General features: G+C 64.2%; 14 protein-coding genes. 3 read left to right on the forward strand and 11 right to left on the reverse strand.

Going from position 1 to position 19,274, the window contains the following annotated elements; all coding sequences use genetic code 11:
• Positions 1 to 3: 3 nt before the first annotated feature.
• The 9 genes from ACIQTT_RS06650 to ACIQTT_RS06690 all read right to left on the reverse strand — a co-directional run bounded on the left by ACIQTT_RS06650 (position 4) and on the right by ACIQTT_RS06690 (position 13,775).
• Positions 4 to 1,794 carry a cytochrome c biogenesis protein ResB gene (locus tag ACIQTT_RS06650; protein ID WP_402787727.1) on the reverse strand — a complete coding sequence of 597 codons (1,791 nt, stop codon included), beginning with the start codon at positions 1,792 to 1,794 and terminating at the stop codon, positions 4 to 6.
• Between the two features lie 43 nt (positions 1,795 to 1,837).
• Positions 1,838 to 2,599, reverse strand: a complete 762-nt coding sequence (locus ACIQTT_RS06655) for a cytochrome c biogenesis CcdA family protein (protein WP_402787730.1) — start codon at positions 2,597 to 2,599, stop codon at positions 1,838 to 1,840.
• Positions 2,596 to 3,246, reverse strand: coding sequence for a TlpA family protein disulfide reductase (locus ACIQTT_RS06660; RefSeq protein WP_402787733.1), 651 nt, complete (start codon positions 3,244 to 3,246; stop codon positions 2,596 to 2,598). Before ACIQTT_RS06660 ends, ACIQTT_RS06655 begins: the two co-directional genes overlap by 4 nt.
• 64 nt (positions 3,247 to 3,310) lie before the next feature.
• Positions 3,311 to 3,685: a MerR family transcriptional regulator gene (locus ACIQTT_RS06665; protein WP_402791127.1), complete on the reverse strand. Its 375-nt coding sequence runs from the start codon at positions 3,683 to 3,685 to the stop codon at positions 3,311 to 3,313.
• A 316-nt stretch (positions 3,686 to 4,001) separates the two neighbouring features.
• The gene (locus ACIQTT_RS06670; protein WP_402787736.1) at positions 4,002 to 7,370 is read right to left on the reverse strand and encodes an SIR2 family protein; all 3,369 of its coding nucleotides are present in this window, start codon (positions 7,368 to 7,370) and stop codon (positions 4,002 to 4,004) included.
• Between the two features lie 304 nt (positions 7,371 to 7,674).
• Entirely contained in the window at positions 7,675 to 9,966 is a 2,292-nt protein-coding gene (locus tag ACIQTT_RS06675) for a zinc-ribbon domain-containing protein (protein ID WP_402787739.1), read from the reverse strand.
• The gene (locus ACIQTT_RS06680; protein ID WP_402787742.1) at positions 9,947 to 10,999 is read right to left on the reverse strand and encodes a TniB family NTP-binding protein; all 1,053 of its coding nucleotides are present in this window, start codon (positions 10,997 to 10,999) and stop codon (positions 9,947 to 9,949) included. Before ACIQTT_RS06680 ends, ACIQTT_RS06675 begins: the two co-directional genes overlap by 20 nt.
• Before the next feature lie 33 nt (positions 11,000 to 11,032).
• A complete protein-coding gene (locus tag ACIQTT_RS06685; RefSeq protein WP_402787745.1) occupies positions 11,033 to 13,012 on the reverse strand; it encodes a Mu transposase C-terminal domain-containing protein in 1,980 nt (659 codons plus the stop codon).
• 22 nt (positions 13,013 to 13,034) lie between these two features.
• Positions 13,035 to 13,775 (reverse strand): TnsA-like heteromeric transposase endonuclease subunit, encoded by a 741-nt coding sequence (locus tag ACIQTT_RS06690; RefSeq protein WP_402787748.1) that lies wholly within the window; start codon positions 13,773 to 13,775, stop codon positions 13,035 to 13,037.
• A gap of 107 nt (positions 13,776 to 13,882) precedes the next feature.
• On the opposite strand from ACIQTT_RS06690, the gene ACIQTT_RS06695 reads away from it, so the two are divergent.
• Positions 13,883 to 14,242: a hypothetical protein gene (locus ACIQTT_RS06695; RefSeq protein WP_402787751.1), complete on the forward strand. Its 360-nt coding sequence runs from the start codon at positions 13,883 to 13,885 to the stop codon at positions 14,240 to 14,242.
• An 877-nt stretch (positions 14,243 to 15,119) separates the two neighbouring features.
• Here ACIQTT_RS06695 and ACIQTT_RS06700 read toward each other — a convergent pair.
• Both ACIQTT_RS06700 and ACIQTT_RS06705 read right to left on the reverse strand, forming a co-directional pair.
• Positions 15,120 to 15,500: a nuclear transport factor 2 family protein gene (locus ACIQTT_RS06700; RefSeq protein ID WP_402787754.1), complete on the reverse strand. Its 381-nt coding sequence runs from the start codon at positions 15,498 to 15,500 to the stop codon at positions 15,120 to 15,122.
• 145 nt (positions 15,501 to 15,645) lie between these two features.
• Positions 15,646 to 16,518, reverse strand: a complete 873-nt coding sequence (locus tag ACIQTT_RS06705) for a helix-turn-helix transcriptional regulator (protein ID WP_402787757.1) — start codon at positions 16,516 to 16,518, stop codon at positions 15,646 to 15,648.
• A 115-nt stretch (positions 16,519 to 16,633) separates the two neighbouring features.
• Between ACIQTT_RS06705 and ACIQTT_RS06710 the strand changes: the two genes are divergently transcribed.
• Positions 16,634 to 18,079, forward strand: coding sequence for an MFS transporter (locus ACIQTT_RS06710; RefSeq protein ID WP_402787760.1), 1,446 nt, complete (start codon positions 16,634 to 16,636; stop codon positions 18,077 to 18,079).
• A 138-nt stretch (positions 18,080 to 18,217) separates the two neighbouring features.
• Positions 18,218 to 19,249 (forward strand): zinc-binding dehydrogenase, encoded by a 1,032-nt coding sequence (locus ACIQTT_RS06715; RefSeq protein ID WP_402787763.1) that lies wholly within the window; start codon positions 18,218 to 18,220, stop codon positions 19,247 to 19,249.
• Positions 19,250 to 19,274: the final 25 nt, after the last annotated feature.

Consider the following 19,274-nt stretch of genomic DNA (forward strand, 5'->3'; position numbering starts at 1 on the left):
GTGTCAGTCTACTTTCGGGGAGTCGGATGCCGTCGGGTCGGCGTCCGCAAGATCTTCGGTGAGGTCGTCGGCGAGGTCGTCGGCGGCGGGTTCGCGGGCGACCGTGCCCCCGGCCGCATCGAGCAGACGGCCGTGGCCGGCGACGATGTCGTCGAGTGCGACCGCGATCGTCGGGTCCTCGCCGCGGGCGAGACCGGCGTACTCGAGAGAGACGGCGTCGCCCTCTGCCGTGGCCTTGACCCACATGCGTCGGCGGGGCACGAACAGCGCGAGCATGAGGCCGCCGAGCGCGAGCACCGCGAAGCCGAGCACCCAGACGCCGGACTCGTCGCGGTGGATCTGCAGCGAGGCGAAGCGCTTGACCGACTGCGTGGCGTCCGTCGCGCCCTCGGGCGACTCGTCCTCGAAGGTGACCGTTCCCATGCCGTTCGGCAGGTCGGCGGTCTCGCCCGGGGCGAGCTCGATCGAGTCCTTGTCGACCGCGCGACCGGTGAGCTGGGTGAGGTCTGTGGTGTCGAGAACGTACACCGAACGCGGGGTGCCGTCGTTGATGCCGAGGTCGCCCGAGTACACGTCGAGCGTGAGGGTCGGGTTGGTGAGCGCGGGGTAGGCCGAGAAGAACGCGCCCGTGTCGAGCACGGCGGTCGTCGGGTAGAAGAAGCCCAGCAGGCCGAGCTGCTCGGGGAGTCCGTCGGTGACCTTGATCACGCCGAGCGAGGTCATGTTGGTGTCCTGCGGCAGGAACGGCACGCTGTTCGTGAACACCACGTCGCCGTCGGCGTTGCGCACCGTGATGGTGGGCGCGTAGCCGTTGCCGAGCAGGAAGATGTCGTCGTCGGCGACCGGCAGCGGCTCGTTGACCTTGATGGAGCCGGTGCGCTCCTCACCGTTCTCCTTGACCGTCACGTTGGCCGAGAAGTCGCCGGCCTGGCCGGAACCCGCCTCGCCGAACGGCGTGTAGGAGACATCGAAGGTGTCGAGGCGCATCGAGTACGGCGCGAGGGCGTCGTCGGCGACGAAGCGTCCGCGGTTCATCGAGTCGTAGTCGACGAGCGTGTTCGCGAAGGTCTCGCCCTCGACCAGCACCCGCTGACCGGTATACGCGAAGCCGCCGCCGATGGCGACCGTGACCAGCACGCCCACGAGGGCGAGATGGAAGAGCAGGTTGCCGGTCTCGCGCCAGTAGCCGCGCTCGGCCGACACCGAGAAGGTACGGCCCCGGTCGTAGCGCTCGACGCGATAGCCGAGGGCCTTGAGCTGTTTGGTCGCGACGGCGATCGATGCGGATGCCGCGGCCTCGGCATCCGTCTTCTCGCCGTTCTCCGCGGTCGAGGAGAGGTCGCGGGTGACCGCCCGGAAGTCGTCGAGCCGCTGCAAACGCGCGGGCGTGCGGGGCGGGCGAGCCTGGAGCGCCTTCCAGTGGTGCCGGATGCGCGGGATCACGCAGCCGACGAGCGAGGTGAACAGCAGCAGGTAGATGGCCGAGAACCACGGCGACAGGTAGACGTCGAAGAGCTTGAGGCCGTCGAGGATCGGGAAGAGGTCGGGGTTATCGCGCTCCCACTGCGTGACGCCGTTCGGGTCGGCCATGCGCTGCGGGAAGATCGATCCGGGGATCGCGGCGACCGCGAGCACGAGCAGCAGGATCAGCGCGGTGCGCATCGAGGTCAGCTGGCGCCAGCCCCAGCGCAGCCACCCGACGAAACCGAGGCGCGGCTGCGTGATCGAGTCGTCGCCGTCGACGTGGTCGGACGGCCGCAGCGGATCGCTGGACCTGGGCGTCTTGCTGCTCACGGCACTCTCGTTCTTCCGGGTTTTCTTCTCGGACGTCTCGCGATCAGAGCGGGAGGATGACACTGCTCATCACCGCCGTCAGTCGGGACATGATGTCGGTCCAGAGCCCCGTCACCATCAGCACGCCGAGGGCGATCAGCAGCACGCCGCCGATGATGTTGACGACGCGGATGTGGCGGCGCAGGAATCCGATGGCCGTCGTCGCCCAGCCGAAGCCGAGGGCGACGAGCAGGAACGGGATGCCGAGGCCGAGCGAGTAGGCGAGGCCGAGGGCGCCCGCGCGCACCGGGTCACCGGCGTTGAAGGAGAGGGCGAAGATCGCCGTCAGCGTGGGGCCGAGGCAGGGCGCCCAGCCGATCCCGAGCGCGATGCCCAGCAGCGGCGCCCCGATCACGCCGTACTTGCCGTCGACGTGGAAGCGCAGCTCGCGCTGCGCGAAGCCGAACAGCCCGAGGAAGACGAGCCCCATGAGGATGATCACGACACCGAGGATGCGCGTGATGACCTCACCCCACTGGATCAGGAACACGCTCGCGACGCCACCGAGAGAGGTGATCGCGACGAAGACGGCGCTGAACCCGGCGATGAAGAGGAGCACGCCGACGACGAGGCGACCGCGGCCCGGGGCCACGGCATCCCCCGTGCCCGCGCCCGGCCGCGGAGCGACGGACCCGCCGAGGAAGCCGAGATATCCCGGCACGAGCGGCAGCACGCAGGGCGACAGGAACGAGATGAGTCCGGCGAGCAGGGCGACCGGGATCGCCAGCCAGAGCGCTCCCGAACCGATGATGTCCTGGGGATTCACGCGCTCTCCGCGAGCGCGTCCTTGACGAGCGTGGACAGGATCGAGGTCCCATCGATGGGCCCGATGATGCGGGCGGCGACGCGGCCCTGCTTGTCGAGCACGAGAGTGGTGGGGGTGGCCTGGATGGGCGTCTCGGCCGCGAAGGCGAGCTTGGCCTGCGCGGTGTCGACGTCGATCAGGCTCGGGTAGGTGATCTCGAACTCGTTCGAGAAGGCCTTGGCGGTGTCGGCCTGATCGCGGGTGTTGATGCCGACGAACGACACGCCCTGATCCTCGTACTCCTGCCAGACGGCTTCGAGGTCTCCCGCTTCGACCCGGCACGGGGCGCAGCCGGCGTACCAGAAGTTGACGACGGTGACCTGGCCCGCGATGTCGGCGCTGTCGAAGGCCTCGCCGTCTTCGGTGACGCCCGAGAAGTCGATCGGCTCGCCGCGCTCGGCGACGGGGATCTCCTGGATCGCGCCATCGGCGGCGACGTAGCCGGTGTTCTCGCCGCTCAGGAACGACTCGCTCACGGCATCCGGAGCACAGGCGGTCAGGCCGACGGCAAGCACCGCGGCGAGCGCGGCTCCGACCGCACGCCGGGAACGGCGAGTGCGGGAGGGGCGGCCGCTGCGGATCGGGTGAATCCTCGAGGCGAGTGGCACGGTTACGAGTTTACGCCGAGGTTCCTATGGTTAGGCCGGATGCGAGCGCTGCTACTGATGCCCCTCAGAACCTCGACAGTACGTCGTCGACACCCGCCCGGAAGCGCGGGCAGGTGGCGATGTCGTGCGAGCGGCAGCGCAGGGCGTGCTCGGTCATCGCGCGCGAGCGGCGCATCTCCTCCATGCGGCGATCGATGTCGTCGATGTGCGACTGCAGCACCTGATGCCGACCCCAACTGCTGTCGTCGAGCAGCACGGCGATCTGGTCGAGCGTCATGCCCGCGGCCTTGCTGCGCTGGATCACGGCGATGCGCACGACGTCGTCCTCGCCGTACCGGCGGCGGCCGGCGTCGTCGCGGGCGGGGGTCAGCAAACCGACCGACTCCCAGTGGCGCAGCACGTTGGTGGGCAGGTCTGTCAGCCGTCGACCACCCTGGATCGTTCGCGATACACATGATCCGCGAGAATGTGCAGTGCATGGCCAGGACGCGTCAGCACTTTCGTCGCAACGGTTGATCCGATCTTGCGAAGACCACGGGAGATGGACGCGAGCATCTCCCAAACTCTTTCTACGCGCCGAGTGTACGACCACCTGGTCTGCGCGAGCGGACGTTCACTCACATGACAATGCGCAGGGCGGGGATCTCGCGCTCCTCCGTTTGCTTTACCTTGCCAGAGCCGCGCGCCAGCAACGCAAGGGCTAGGCGAGATCCCGATTCCCCTGGGAAATCGAGCCTCCATCGTGTTAGCTGCGCTCAACCTTCGCGATGGAGATAGCCCTTCGCGCGGGCAGCCATCAGCAGCGGCTCGAGGTCTGCTTGAGAGAGTGTTTCGGCCAAACTTTCCATGAGGTCGTTGAGCTGGTACGCGAGCATCATGTTGTTCGGCTCGCTGTTCGTCACCCGCTCCGCCAGGAATCCAACAAGCCCCGATCCGTAAGCGTCGAGCGCCTCGGCGGGAATGTCGACATTGACGTTTTCCGGACCCAGCCCCGGTGCGCGACCGAGGAATAGGGCGATCCCGTCTGGAACCCGCGCCCCGAGCAGGGGGACAGCGTCAGCCCACGCAGCCAATTCCGCGCCCTCGGGTTCGCGGGGCACACCGTTGAGGCGATCCTCCAAATGATCTCGCAACCAGGTGTCCCAGACGGATTCTCCATCGTCGGCACCCGAAGTCAGGTCGCTGCCGACCTCCTCGGCGAAGCGAGCCGCATGCGCGCCGCCTTCCGCCGTGACGCTCTTGAAACACAGCTGTCTGCGCTCGGCCGCGGAGATCCCTGAGTACGAGGCGATGGACGCGGCTAGTGAGAGAAAACGCCGACCCAGCGCGTCGTCGTCGAGAGTCGACAACCGATCCCACATGCTCAGCAACGCGGCAAACATTCCGTTCTTCAGCATCCGGTCGTTGACGCGAGCCCCGTAGAGGTAGGCCTTCCAGACTCCCACCATCGCGGTCGAGTCGATGAAGAGCGGGATGACGTTCTCTGTGGTGAATGCTTCGTCGGCAGCGAAGAGGAAGAAGAGTTGGCTGGCTAAGGCGGGCGCAGTCGCTGGAGCGAAGGTCGGCAGCGCGAGCAGTGTGCCGAGCGCGGCTTCTTCGTCGTCGTTCAAGCCGTCCCAGCCGTCGCGGTCGCTGCGCCAGCGCCGGTCGATCTCGACCAGCCAATATGTTGCGAGCTCGCCCGGCCAGGAGTTCAACGCAAGCATCGGCCCGTCGTAGCCGGCGGGGAGCGCATTCTCGTCGTGTTGGTTCCTCGCGAGCAGGTCTCGCGCGAGGTTTCGCAGACCGGCCGCGGACGCCGATGCGCCATCGTCTACAACCTGGCGGATCTGGCCGAGCAGGAACTGCGCCACTGGCCGTGGAGAGCCTTCGAGTGTCCTTTCTTGAGAGATCGCGTCGATAATGCTGACCCGTGTGACCTCGTCCACGACTGCGTCTGCCCAGCCGGAGATAGTCGCGTTCCGAATCTCTCCTCGCTTCTCATCGTCGAGCGCCGCCAGTACCTGCAAGACTTGAAGCCCGGATGCTGCGTCTTCGCGTGCCACACGGCGGAACAGATCGAGGGCGTCGTCCCAGGTGGGCTCATCGAAGTTGCGCTCAGAGTAGTCGCGAGCGACGACGGAACCCAGAGCGGCTTCTGCCCCGTCGGCAGCGACGGCGCCGATAAACGCATCGGGTTCCATGGGAAGGACCCCGCCCCATGTGCCGGTGCTGACCGTGAAATCCTGGTCAGGTTCGTCTCGCTCCGCGAAGTCGAACTCGGCTCGAATCGCGGCAACATCGGCCGCCGCCTCCGCCCAGTCGGGTGCCGCACGAAGGAGCCAGACAAGGACGTTGAACTTGCTGTACGCGATGTGCCGCTCGGCGTCTTCAATTCCACCGGGGAACTGCGGCCCGCGACGTATCTCTTCGAGGATCGCTTCCCGCGCCCCATCGCTTGCCGCAGTTACGGTGTCCGCGAGGATGCGGAAGACTTCGTGCTTCAGACCGCCGAGGAAGACGGCCTGACGAGCCGTCAGCCACGCGATCTTGTCGTCGGCGGAGAGGTTGGTGTCCTCGGCGATGAGATGAAGAGCCAGCCTGCGGAACAGGACGCGCTCGAACTGCCACCATCGACCTGCCAAATCGGGCATCTCGTGGATCAGACGCTCGCCGACAATACGGAGACCGTCAATAACTGCGTCGACGTGGTTCCTCGAATGCCGCGGCTGCTCCTCGATCCGGCTTCGGCTGAAACGGAAGCTGGCGTGTTCTGTCGCTCCGTTGTATGCCGCGATGAGGTCGTAGGCGCTGTGGAGCGCCTCTTCGAAGAAGCTGAGGGTTCGAGTGTCGTCGCCAGCCGTAGATTCCGCGTGCTCGGTCACGATCTTATGCAGATCTCGCGGGCTCACGGCCCACTGGAGGTTGGCGCTTGGCGGATTGTTCTTATCGTCATAAAGGAGCCAACCTCGCTCCAGGGACAGATATGGGCGCAGCACGGACCGGACGACAGCACGTTCGTTGGACATTCCCCCGCGCCCGAAGCGAAGAGCGGAGCCCGGATTCCCCGGCGCGGTGCGGCCTTCGATTGACGTCATCAGGAGCACGCGCCATCGTGAGCCACGGTCGGGGTCGATGCGGAAGAGCGCTTCAGTCGCGACGGCGACAGAGAAGAGGAGATTGTCTGAGAATCGCCGCCCGAGGCGCTGCACCGTGTGGAGGGCGAGATCGCTCGTCTCGGGGTTCTCAATGAACGTTGCGTACCACCGCGCGAGCACGGCGCTCGGGTCGGAAACCGCTGCACCATTGAAGAGACCCTTGAAGACGTCCGTGCCTTCTAGCCAACGCAACCAGCGATGCTCTGTCGCGCTCGCTGCGAATCGGCGCGCTCCTTCCTCGGTCTCGATTTGCGAGATGAGGTAGTCGCGCTCGGGTAGCGGGAGGGTTGTGGACTCGCCGTCGATGATCTCTTTGACGCGAGCATCGTGCTCGAGTGCTCCCATCTTGGCGCGATTGGCCCACGTGGTCAGCGCGTACTCGAGATTGCCGTGGTCGTGTTTTCCGCGGAGCGTGTACGGAATGGGGGTGATCTCAAGGTGCTCCCACTTCGGATCGTCCCCATCGCTGGTGAACGCATATCGGCGGGTGTTGGATGGGAGCCCGAGGGCTAGGTACCGCATGATGGTGTCCTCATGGCTGTAGCCGACGAAAACCACCGTGCGGTTGTCGAACATCGGCAACAGGAACCGCGTGGCCCACGCCTCAGTGAGGTAGGCGCGTCCGAAGTCACGATCCGTGACAATCAGCTCCTCAGGCGGACGACGTACAGACCCATGCAAGTACACGAGGCCGGCATAGTTCGAACCGATAGGTAGCGCGGGGCTGTGCCAGACGTCTGCGGGGCTGACACCAGCCGCATTCGCGGCGTTCTCAAGGTGCAGGTCGAAGTTGGTGGTGACGACCTGGAACCTTCCACTCGTCGCCGCCAACTGGGCGATGGCAGTGTGGGTCGGGCTGAACTTCGGCGGACCGCTAAGGATCTTGTCGCGCACGTGCCGTCGAGTGTCGAACCCGTCGGGAAGCGAACCGAGGAAGAAATCGAGCCCGCCGTCGTTCGAGAACGGTTCTCCCGCTTCCTCCGCCATGGCCTCGGCTAGGCCCTTGAACGAGGGTTGACGCGATGGCGGACCCATGGATGCTCCGGCGCCGACGAAGAAAACCAGGTCACCGTTGGCGTGAGCGTCGACGACCGGCTGTGGGATCTCAACGTCCCCGGTAATCCACACTCAAGGCTCCCATCTGTTGGCTGCTCATCACTTCTGTGAAGCATTCCTTCCACAAGCCGCTGCTGCAAGCGGAGCTCAATCCTAGCCATCGCCCCGCGGCACCCGAGCCTCCGCTGGCAGGTAGAAGTCGCCGGCAGCGCGGAGCCTCGGCGACACTTCTGACCTAGCACTCCGCGCACCCACCGCGCTCAACCCGGACCTTTGCTGACTCGTACGCCGCATGGCTTCGCTCGCACATCCACCAGCGCTTCCTTTCAGTCGTAGCCAGCACTGCACTCGGGAGGAGGTTCCCGTTTCGATTGCCATCCCAGTGGCGCGCGATAGCGGGGTGAGTCGTCGACAGGTCATTCAGTCCACTGACGCACTTGTGGACGCATTCCCGGCAGCCGCGTCCCCCCACCCGCGCGTTGCCCGTCGCCGGCCATTCGTGCCCTTTCGCGCATCGCCACCAGAGCTTCTTGTTGGTACCCGCGACGATGCTCGTTGCCGAGAGTCCGTGATTCTTCGAAGGATGGAGCTCTTGCGCAAGTGCAGGGTGAGTGGTTGCCATGTCGTTCTCTCCGGGAACTACCCGGCGGTTCGCGCACACCAGACAACGGCCGGCTCCAGTTACGCGCTTCTTTCCCGTCGCTGGCCATTCATGGCCGCGCGCGCACCGCCACCACAGCTTCAGTCGCGTGCCGGCCAGAATCTTCTCCGGCGTGATCGACCCGTTTCGCGTCGGGTGGAACTCGGCAGCGAGATGGGGATGGGTGACGCTCATTGACTCGGCCGGATCATCGACTCGATCCACGCATTCTTCGCATGTCGGCCGACCGACCACGCTTCGCACGACCCGATGCGAGACGTGGCCCCGTTCGCACAACCAGTAGGTTCGTTTCCCCGATCCGGCACCGATGTCGTCGGGCCCGATGTCTCCGTTCAGCGACGGGTGCCAGAGCGCTGCGACCGCGGGGTGGGTGGCCTTCAGGGTTGTAGTGCGATGGAGCGCCCGCCCGTTGCAGACGGTACAGCCCTTTCCGCGCTTCCGGATGATGGGGCGAAGCGAGAAATCGTGGCCATCAGCACACAGCCACCAGTACTCGTCGTTACTGCCCGCCGTGATCATCATGGGGGTGGTTTCACCATTCTTGGTGGGATGCCACTGGGAGGCAAGTTCCGGGTGCGTCACAGCCAAAGAGTTTGTGTGGGGATCGACGAGGTAGTTCGCGCAGACGCCGCAGTTCACTCCACGTGTTCGTTCAACCACGGTCTTTGGGTAGGAATGCCCGCTGGGGCATAGCCAGTGCACAGTCCACGAGGAACCAGACAGGACGTGCTCCGGTCGAAGGTCCTTGTTGCGAACGGGGTGCCACTCGGCCGCGAGGTGAGGGTGAGTATCCGCGAGTGTGTTGAACCCGGCGAGCGGCGCGCGTCGTGCGCAAAATTTGCAGCCATCAGACGCCCTGTATCCAGAGATCGTCCGGGTGGAAGTGGAGAATCGATGCCCCAATGCGCAGACGTAGTCGTGTTCCTTGAATGAGAGCCGAGCGAGATCGAAGCGTGTGCCCGGTTCGGCGGAGCTGACGAACTGGATGAGGTGTCTGTGCCGCACTTGCGGGTACGCGGACGACCGCATTGGCTCAAGGTCATCCGGGCTTGTGGTGCTTTGTGCAGTGGGATGGACGATGATGCGGTGCGCATCGTCGTCGGCCTGATGTTCCGCCGTCCGAATCATGGTCCAGATTGCGTCGACGAGGGTGATGCAAGCAGCACCAGCCACCGAGAAGACGATCTCAGCCAGCACGGAATAGCGCTCAGACGGTACTTCAGTCCTCGCCCACAGTCGCCCGCTCTTCAGGGGTGCGAGCACGCGCTTGGCAAAAGAGATCGCGTAGCCGAACTTCGTTGCGGGATCGATCTGCGCGTCCACTTCGGCACGGCACCAGTAGTCAATGGAGCCGAGTAGCTCGGCGAGGCGGTGCGCATCGAGTACGCCATCCCGCCGGAGCCTCCGATACGCATCGTCATCCCGGATGGCCTCTGCCCCGACCTGGTACTGCTCGTCAGCCGGCGTTCCCGGCCCGATCCATCGACGATGCTTTCGGCACACGCGACTACCGTCGTGCGCCGACTGTCGGGCGGTAGCTCCTCCGGTGCATCGCGTGCACCCGAATCGCAGCTCAAGACCAGTCGTGCACTTGGCGCAGGTAACGCCGTCCTCGTGAGCTGGAAGTGAGATTCGCTCGGCTGCGAAGTGTCCGCCTCGAAGCTCGCCGAGGGTCTCGACGGCGGACTCAAGGCTGGCGACCGTGTCAGTCCCCGCACTTTGTGCGCTGCGTAGTCCGTTACGCCAGCGCCTCACGGGCAGGAAGTTCTCTTCCCTCAGCCGGTCGGCGTAGCTGTCGATGGTTTCGTGCGGCGCAGGGCGAACGCGGACAGGTAGCGCTTCGAGATCAGGCAGCACGGCGCTCACGATCCAGCGTGGGGTTGTCATCACCTTGCTCGGTGATGAGATCGAGTTTGATGGTTTTCAGCAATTGGACAGTGATGATCTGTTTCTCTGGCGGCGCGTCGATGAGTTCGAGTGCGGCCACCGTGAGCAGCCGGGATAGCGCCGCGATTGATCCGTTCGTTCGCTGCCACAGATAGTCGGCGTGCGGGATCAGCGTTCCGGCGGGGTGGCTGAAGAGCGCGAACTGCGCTTCGAAGCCCCGGATGAGCGCTCTCCACATCTTCTTTCCTTGGGTCGTTCGTGACTTCAGGGGCTCCAGGTTCACGACCGTCGAACGAGCCGCGAACTGTCTGCCCAGGTCGTCATGCGAGAGCAGCCGGTCGAGGTTGAAGCCGACGTAGAGCGGCACACTCTTGACAGCGTTGAGGAGGTTCTTAATCGCTTGCGCGGATTCGAAGGCGCCGTTGTTGACTCGTGAGAGGTTCTGCATCTCGTCGATGACGATGAGGGAAGGGCGAGCACGCTGAAGGTGCTTGGTGACAAGACGCGTCCGCTCTTCCAGCGTCATCTTTTCGATGAAGGAGACTCCGAAGAACCGCAGGAAACGCCCCATGATCCCTTTGGCGGTGGAACCGGGAGGGACCTCCACGTAGACGACGGGGATGTGCTTGTCGCGCTTCCAGTTCGGGTATCGGTCTGCGTGCCGTTGGAACGCTGCGACCATCGCGTTGAAGGCGGCCGTCGTCTTTCCAACCGTGGGCGGGCCATTGACGATGACCCCGGTGCGCCCGATGTCGCGCGCGGCGAACCTCTCAGCTCGTCGGATTTCGAGATTCAGGTCTTTGATCTCGTCGGTGATGAGCACGATACCGCCAGCAATCCGCGCGGTTTTCTGCTCGTTGAAGCGTTCCTGCTCAGCTGCGTTCCAGCCACTGAACGTCTCGGCAGACACCTTTTCAGGGGTCGATGGCACATAACTCTCGAGCAGCCTGATCAGTGTCTTCGCTCGGTCGAAGTGGCCGTCGTCAGTTACCGCAGCCGTGAAGATGGTCATGATGTCCTCGTTCCTTGTGTTTGCGCGTGCTGATCAGCCGGCTTCAAGAATGAAGTCGTCGTCATCGTCGTCGTCGATCTCGGCCGCCCGTTCGGCGCGCTTCGCCGCGCGCCGAACGGCGAGCCGATCAGAGCGTTGCTGTCGCTTCACTTCGGCCTCTCGATCCGTCGCTTCGCTCGCAACGGCATCGCGGAGCTCGGTCACGAGCTCGTCTGACGTCTCGTCGTCGAACTTGGTCGTTTTCTGAGAGAAGTCGGCGGCCCGACGCATGAGTTCACTGTCGAGAGGACGTCGCATCCCGGGGAGGGCAGTCCACGCGCAGGTGATCCACCTGTTGTCCTTTCCTCGGACCCAGACCTGGTTCTTGTCGGTCGGGTCGTAGTGGACGACGACATGAGCTGGCGATCCGTCGATGTTGCGCAGTCGACGGTAAGGCAGCAGGTGCGGGCTGTCGTAGGTGCGGCTGTGGAAGCTGATGCCGTCCGTTTGGACAGCTCGACGCTCTGACGGCATGAGGGCGATGAAGTCGTCTTCCTCCAGGGCAACTGTGAAGTGGCCGGTCAGTTCGAGGGATGCCATGTACATCGTGTTCGGTGTGTGGAGGAAGGCAGGATCGTCGTAGTCCTTGAGCCCTGCGTGCTCGCGGTTCTGCCACACAATCGCTACCCAGCGGTCGAACAGCTCGTCGACGTCACGCAGATTCATCACGTTCGCTCGAACGGCATTCTGTCCCCGAGTTGCGACACTCCCACCGACGTATCCGGGCAGGAACTGGGCGAACTTCGTGGAGATCGTTCCGAAGATCCGCTCGACATGGCCTTTCGTGGTGGGGCTCTGCGGGGGCGCTTCCGTGATGCTGATGCCGTACCGCTCGCAAGCCGCGCGGAAGACGAGCGATTTGTAATCCTGGCCGTTGTCAATCAGGATCCGGCGCGGGAAGATGTACGGCCGATGGGTATCGAAGGCCGCACGCTGATGGTCGTCTAGGTGGGCAGCCCAGGGCATCTCTTCCAGGCCGTGCAGGTCGTAGTTGTTGCTCCAGGAACGCAGGCGGCGCGGAACCAACGCGTTTGCGAGCAGCAGTGCATGGTCGTACCCGCTCGGGGCTCCGACGGTGAATGCGTGGGAGATGATGCTGCGGGTCTTCTTGTCGATGAGGACCGTGAGATGCGGGCGTTCGATGCGTCCATCGGGCATCCGGACCAACGCGTCGAACATCGTTGTGTCGACCTGGCATTCGTCTCCTGGAGCGGCTGCTCCTCGAGGTTTGAAGGATCGCTTGGGGACGAGGTCGTCTGTCTGGCGTCGAGCCGCGGCTCTGGTCGGGTTCTGGTCGCCGGAGTCGCTCTTGACGATACGCATCACGGTGGACAGCGACGGCAGCGCTGGTCGCTCCTCAGCGTTCGGAAAGCGCTCGCGGAGGACTCTCCGCAGGTCTGCGCGGACCTTTGTATACGTGATGGTGGAGTGACCGACGTAGTCGTCGAGCAGCTCGCCGATGGTCTCTCGGATGATCTTGTCGACGCGCGAGAGCGGGTTCGTGGGTCTGACCGTCCGAAGGTCGGTCAGACCAGCCATGCCGAGTTGGCGGTACCGCGCGAGACGCCTTTTCAGCGTCGGCTCTGACATCTTCTCGATACCGAGCGCCTTAAGCTCGCTGACCTTGCTCGCCAGGCGCCGGCTCATAGGGAGGGAATCGTCATACTCAGGTCGCGGCTCGGTGCCGACGGCAGGCGTTCCGTCAATGAGTTCCTGCATGTGCGGGGCGAGGAATCGAGCCTCGTTGCTCAGATGCTCCATGGTCTCAGCGAGGGTCGGGGACGGGGCTTCTTCCGTCTCTACAGACTCCCCCGGGAGGAGCTGGCGTGAGAGCTCTCGATAGTGCATGAGCTCGATGTCACCGGTGGCGTCGTCTCGAAGGCGGAACACGCCTTTGCCGTACCCCGTGACGATTCGGGGTCCGGACGTGAGCTGGATGGTCTGGCCGATCTTGATGGTGCGTGGCTTCTTCATGGTGTTCTCCTGTTCAGGTCGTTCAGATCGCGGTGATGAGAGTGAGATCGGTGAAGGGCTTCTCAATATCGAAGACGAGCTCTCGACGCCACATCAGATGCGTGATCGCTGGTATAAGCTCCCCCGGCTTGTCGGTCGCCAGAGCTCGACGCAGGTCTCCGAACCTCCGGGTCTCGCGCGCCAGCGCCAGGATTTTGTCTTGCACGTCCACGTCCGGTTCGAACATCGGATGCCGGTAGCGCGCCAGCATTTCGAGGTTCCATGCAGTTACGTCTGCCAACTGGTCCATCACGATGTGTTCCCAGCCGAGCGAGTCACACACTCGCTCCGTCGCCGCGAACGCACGCTCGTCAGCTTCTGATGTGAGAGCTCTGAGGTGCATGTCGAAGATGCTGCGTGTTCCGTCGCGGCCAAGGACGAGGTAGTCCGGGACGTGAGTGGTGCCGTCCGCGAACTGGATGAGAAACGGTTGCGCAGTAACAGAGCGGACTTCCCTGAGATGGTCGATCAACATGAGCCCGGTGTGCTCAAGCATCGACTCGTGCCAGATCAGCTGCTGGACTCCCGCGAACCAGTAGTGCCCTTGGTAGCTGAGCTGCCCTGTGTACTTCGGAGCTTTCCGCGCCCTTCTGGTGGGCGCCATCTCGTACAGACGCTGAACGTTGGACACGCGCGTGTGCTGCGGACGTTCCTTCGCCCCGTACCAGGCGATGCGTTCCACGCCATCCCCTCCGCGGGCAATCGAACCTTTGAGCTTGCTCATCTTGTCCTCCGTTTGGATCAACTTCAGCGAGTAAAGCATCTTTCTTGGCAGTTGTCATCTTTTTCGTAAGAACTTATCTTTTAGCGCGTACATATAGGCTGTTAGACGTGTCCAATCCGCGTTACCTCCCCCGTTCCTTCGTGCTCCCACCGCGCGATTTCGGGCGTCGCCAGCGCGCCGAGTGGCGAAAGCCGGACTCCACCTGGTCGCAGAAGGAAGTAGCTCAACTCGATGCCGCTCAGCTGCAGCATCAGGTGGCTTACGGCGTCCTGGAGGAGTTCCTGCCGACCTCGGAAATCCGCACGATTACCGCACTCGCGGAGAGGCTGGACATGCCGTATCCGAGAGTGCAGCGGATGCTGAACGGGCAGACGGTCATGCAGCTTGAGGACATCGGGCACCTGCGACGACTGCTTGGTGCGGCTCTGGTGGATTCGTGGATCTCGAACGCAACGACATACACCTGAGGCGAGCGAGCGGAATGTTCCGGAAGAGCGGCGTGTCATACGCGGACTTTAGTCCGCGTATGACACAGGTGCAAGCATCCGCTCCGCGCCATCGCCGGCCCGTCTCACCCGGATCTCGAGAGAGAACTATCCGATAGCCGTTGCGCTAGCGCTCCTCCACCGTGCAATTCGAGGGCGGAAGCCCACGTCCGAACCAATCATCGCCACCGAGGCACGCACCTCCTTCGGCCAGGCGGTCGAGACCTAACACCCCGCGTTCCGGCAGCGATTAGGTCTGACCGCGAGGAGCACCCATCAATTGAGGATCGCCGAGAAGTCCGAGTTCGGTTCCAATCCAAGAAATGTGGTGGAGCGGAAATCACCCGAGACTACGCACCGATGGATCACGCAGCGAGTCGTCGGGCTCACGACCAGACGCGAGATATCAGTTCTGCAATCCGAAAGCGCTAGCGGCAAACCGCATGTTGTGTCGCTGCCGGCAGTACAGATCCACAGCATCGCGATGCTCGATTCCGTGTTCGAAGCGGAGGACTTCGCGACCTAGCCGACATCGTGAGAAGTGCCACGCACGACATCATCAGCGTCAACTAGAGGCCCCGTGCACTGCGCCCGCCGGATGGCGGCGCAGGCGTAGCGAGTTGACATCATGGCACTCTTGTCCCAGCGGACAGCGACCTCGAACGAGGTAGGTAGCACGCAGAGGTGCCAAACGTCATCGAGATGCTGCTCGCAGGACGCTTAGAGGACGTGCTCCTCGAGGCGAGACACGACGCGTGGGCGTGGAGCTCGTAAGGCGGCTGTGCCCAAACCTGAGGACCCTCCGGCTCATCGTCAACATCCATGAGGTGACGCGCCCTCGGCACTAGCGCGGACGGAATCACCAAGTAGAGGCGACCGTGTGCTCGGCGACCCAGCCGAAATTGGACCGCACATAGGCCGTTTCCAGGCGAAGACGCCAGCGGGCGTGACTTCCCCAGATCGTCGCATCCGTGTGCGTGCGAGCATCCAGAGTCGCGATGTCACCGTTCACCTCGACGTCCACGGAAACGTCTGTGACCGCGTGGTAGGTCATGCTCCCGCGTTCTATCTCCTCGAACCACTCCGTACGTGGCTGGACGTATCCTGTCATGTGCGTGAGCGTGTAGTGGGAGCTCAGGAGCGACGTCAGCGCAGACGTGTCCGCGTCCACCATCGCTTCGCACATGTCATGGAACGCTGCGAGGACCTGTCCTCGCGCGTCGCGGTCACTGGCGGTCATGATGCTTTCTCAATGAAGAGTCGAACAACGAACTGATGATGGAAGTGGAACGCGAGGACGCGCGGTGTGTGAAGCACCTCTGATCCCGCATTCGACGGCAGAGCAGTGGCTGCACGCCGGCTATCGGTGTTCAACATCGTCAAGATCAGATCTTCGAGGTCGAGGGAGAGGGCGAATCCTGTGTGGTGGCCCAGCTGCCCAGCATGCGCAATGCGTCGGCGGACGCACTGCCGGGTTCCGCCGTGTATGTAGACAGGGTGAGGCCGGGGTCCGCTGGTAGCTCGAATGCTTCGTAAGTGAGTTCGAGGTCTCCCACGATGGGGTGATGGAGCTTCTTCACGCCCGTGCGGTGATATCGGACGTTGTGTGCCGCCCAGAGTGTGCGGAACCGTTCCGAGCGAGTAGAGAGCTCGCCGACGAGATCCGACAGACGCTTGTCGTAGGGGTTTCGGCCGGCTTCTCCGCGCATCGTGGCAACGAGCTCCTGCGTGTTCTTCTCCCACTCCACGTAGAAGTCAGGAGCAGCGGGGTTAAGGAACGCGAAGCGTGCGCTGTTCGGGGCGGGATCGGCAAACACGGGCGAGTAGAGCGCTCGACCCAACTGGTTCGACGCGACGTAGTCGAAGTAGTTGTTGCGAATCATCGCGGGTGCATCGGTGATGGCATCGAGCAGTCGTTGGATGCTGGGCCGGATCTCGTTGGCGCGCTTCCGCGGCTTTCGCGACACTGGGGACGCGTTGGCGGTGCGGGCCAGGTCGAAAAGATGGGCCGTCTCCGCGTCGTCGAGGTGGAGGGCGCGCGCTAGGGCGTCGAGCACGCTGTCCGAGACGCCCGAGAGGTCGCCACGTTCAAGGCGGGTGTAGTAGTCGACGCTGACGCCTGCCATGAGCGCGACTTCTTCACGTCGCAGTCCAGGTACACGCCGGTTTCCCCCGTAGGCGGGGAGTCCGGCCTGGTCGGGGGTGATGCGGTCTCTGCGGGTGGAGAGGAACTCGCGAACTTCGCTGCGGTGATCCATGGCCTTGACGTTACGCCGAGCACGCACCTGGTGGGAGGGTCTGCCAGTACCTGGGACACCGGCCCCTGTCACAGTCCACCGTTCGGTGGTGGCATTGATGTCGGAAGGAAATCCCATGACAGACACCACTCGCACGGCGCCGCTCCACAAGGGCGCGATTCTCACCATCGTCCTGGTGAGCTACTTCATGATCCTGCTAGACAACTCGGTGATCTTCACCGCGCTGCCAAGCCTCCAGGCCGACCTCAACCTCTCATCCGCAGAGCTCGCGTGGGTGCAGGATGCCTACACCCTGGTCTTCGGCGGCCTGTTGCTGCTGGGCGCTCGCGCCGGCGACCTCCTGGGACGCAAGCCGGTGTTCATCTTCGGTCTCGTGGTCTTCGCCGTCGCGTCGCTTCTCATCGCTCTCTCACCTGCGGGCTGGTGGATCATCTCGGCTCGTGCGCTGCAAGGTGTCGGAGCGGCCATCGTCGCCCCGTCCGCACTGTCACTCATAACCGTCAGCTTCGAAGGCGAGGAACGCACGCGAGCAGTCGCCTGGTATTCCGCAACCGCGGGTATCGGTGCCAGCCTCGGTCTCGTCGTCGGCGGCGCCGCCGCATCCTGGTTCTCCTGGCGCGCGGGGTTCTTCATCAACGTCCCCATCGGCTTGGCGATGATCCTCCTCGCGCCGAAGTTCCTTCCACACACCCCGAAGCTTCCCGGACGGTTCGACATCGCGGGAGCCATCACCTCGACCGTCGGCGTCGGGTCCCTCGTGTTCGCGATCCTCTATGCCGCAGAGTTCGGATGGGGAACTATCCAGACCATCGTCGGCTTCATCCTCGCGGCCGTCGTCCTCACCGCGTTCGTGTTCGCCGAGGCGCGCGCGACGCAGCCCATCATGCCGCTGCGCCTGTTCGCGAGCCGCATCCGCACCGGCGCGTACGTGACCCGCCTGCTGTATCTCGGGGCGATGATTGGGTTCTTCTTCTTCACCAGCCAGTTCCTGCAGGAAGCGCTCGGATTCACGCCGCTGCAGGCGGGACTGGCATTCCTGCCGATGACGCTGGTGAACTTCGCCGTCGCGATGCTCATACCTCGCATCACTCGCAGGTTCGGCGACACACTCACACTCATCGTCGGTGCGACTCTGACGTTCGCGGGAATGGTCTGGCTCAGCCGCATCTCCGTCGACAGCGACTACCTCACAGCGGTTGCCCTGCCCATGCTTCTCATCGGTGCCGGCCAAGGCTTCGCCTTCGCCCCGATGACCAACTTCGGAATCAGCGGAGCCACCGCCCGCGACGCCGGAGCAGCCTCAGGCATCGTGAACACCTTCCACCAGGTCGGGTCGTCGCTCGGACTCGGTGTCCTCGTCGCTGTTGGTGCCGCAGCGGCCGGGACCAGCGCCGACCAAGCCCTGGCCATCACAGCGGAGGCGTCCGCGGCTCTCACGACCGCGAGCGTGTTCCTCCTCGCGTCGCTCGTCGCCGTTCTCGCTCTCATCGCACCCGCAGCGACCGCGGATGCGCGTACGGCGAGCCAGGCCCCAGTCCAGGTCGAGTCAACAGGGATCTGACATCCGCCAAGACCGGCTATGAGGGAGGTACCAACAGAACCTTCCTCGCACTCCCCTCCCGGACTGGGATAGAACTACCACTTCAACACACCACCAACCTCGAACCCACCCACGGTTCGAACAACAAGGAGCAACACAATGCGTGCAGCAGTCATGTACGGAGCCGGAGACGTCCGCATCGACACCGTCCCGGACCCGCTCGTCAAGGACGCGACCGACGCCATCGTGCGAGTCGTCGCCGGATGCATCTGCGGATCCGACCTCTGGCCCTTCGCGTCGATGGACCACTCCGAGCACGGCAACCGCATGGGTCACGAATTCGTCGGCGTCGTCGAGGAGATCGGCAGCGACGTGAAGGACATCGCAGTCGGCGACTTCGTCATCGCCCCGTTCGTCGCCTCGGACGGCACCTGCGACTTCTGCCTCGAAGGTCTGCAGACCTCCTGCCGACACGGCGCCCACTGGGGCGGCCAGGATGATGGCGGACAGGGCGAGCGTGTGCGCGTCCCGCTCGCCGATGGCACCCTCGTCGTCGTCCCCGCCGGCTTCGACGACGCACTCATTCCCTCCCTCCTCGCCCTGTCCGATGTCATGTCCACCGGCTACCACGCCGCCGTCGCCGGCGGCGTGAAGGAAGGATCGACCGTCACGGTCATCGGTGACGGCGCGGTCGGTCTGTCCGCCGTGCTGTCCGCGAAGATTCTCGGCGCATCACAGATCATCCTGATGGGTCGCCACAAGTCACGCACAGACCTCGGCGTGGAGTTCGGAGCCACCGACGTCGTCGCAGAACGCGGTGACGAGGGCATCGCGCGTGTGCGCGAGCTCACCGGAGGCGACGGCACCCACATCGTCCTCGAAGCCGTCGGCCTCAAGCCCGCACTCGAGACCGCATTCGCCGTCGTCCGCGCAGGCGGCGTAGTCAGCCGTGTCGGCGCTCCTCAGTTCTCTGAGGTCCCCCTTGGCTTCCCAGAGTTCATGAGCAACATCACCCTCACCGGCGGTGTGGCGCCAGCCCGCGCCTACATCCCGACGCTGCTCCCGCTGGTGCTCGACGGCACCATCAACCCCGGCCGCGTATTCGACCGCACCGTCGATCTCGACGGCGTCCCCGCCGGCTACCAGGCCATGGCCGACCGCGAAGCCCTGAAAGTTCTCGTCCGCCCGTAACCGCCCACGACGTCCGAAAGGAACA

The organism is Microbacterium sp. NPDC090225, from assembly GCF_044772365.1.
In the GTDB taxonomy this organism is placed as follows: Bacteria; Actinomycetota; Actinomycetes; order Actinomycetales; family Microbacteriaceae; genus Microbacterium.

What these genes read in the sequence shown, in the direction of transcription:
- ACIQTT_RS06705 (WP_402787757.1), bottom strand. Translation starts at nt 16,518, where the DNA reads ATGGATCACCGCAGCGAAGTTCGCGAGTTCCTCTCCACCCGCAGAGAC.
- ACIQTT_RS06685 (WP_402787745.1), bottom strand. Translation starts at nt 13,012, where the DNA reads ATGAAGAAGCCACGCACCATCAAGATCGGCCAGACCATCCAGCTCACG.
- ACIQTT_RS06700 (WP_402787754.1), bottom strand. Translation starts at nt 15,500, where the DNA reads ATGACCGCCAGTGACCGCGACGCGCGAGGACAGGTCCTCGCAGCGTTC.
- ACIQTT_RS06690 (WP_402787748.1), bottom strand. Translation starts at nt 13,775, where the DNA reads ATGAGCAAGCTCAAAGGTTCGATTGCCCGCGGAGGGGATGGCGTGGAA.
- ACIQTT_RS06680 (WP_402787742.1), bottom strand. Translation starts at nt 10,999, where the DNA reads ATGACCATCTTCACGGCTGCGGTAACTGACGACGGCCACTTCGACCGA.
- ACIQTT_RS06670 (WP_402787736.1), bottom strand. Translation starts at nt 7,370, where the DNA reads ATGGCGGAGGAAGCGGGAGAACCGTTCTCGAACGACGGCGGGCTCGAT.
- ACIQTT_RS06710 (WP_402787760.1), top strand. Translation starts at nt 16,634, where the DNA reads ATGACAGACACCACTCGCACGGCGCCGCTCCACAAGGGCGCGATTCTC.
- ACIQTT_RS06715 (WP_402787763.1), top strand. Translation starts at nt 18,218, where the DNA reads ATGCGTGCAGCAGTCATGTACGGAGCCGGAGACGTCCGCATCGACACC.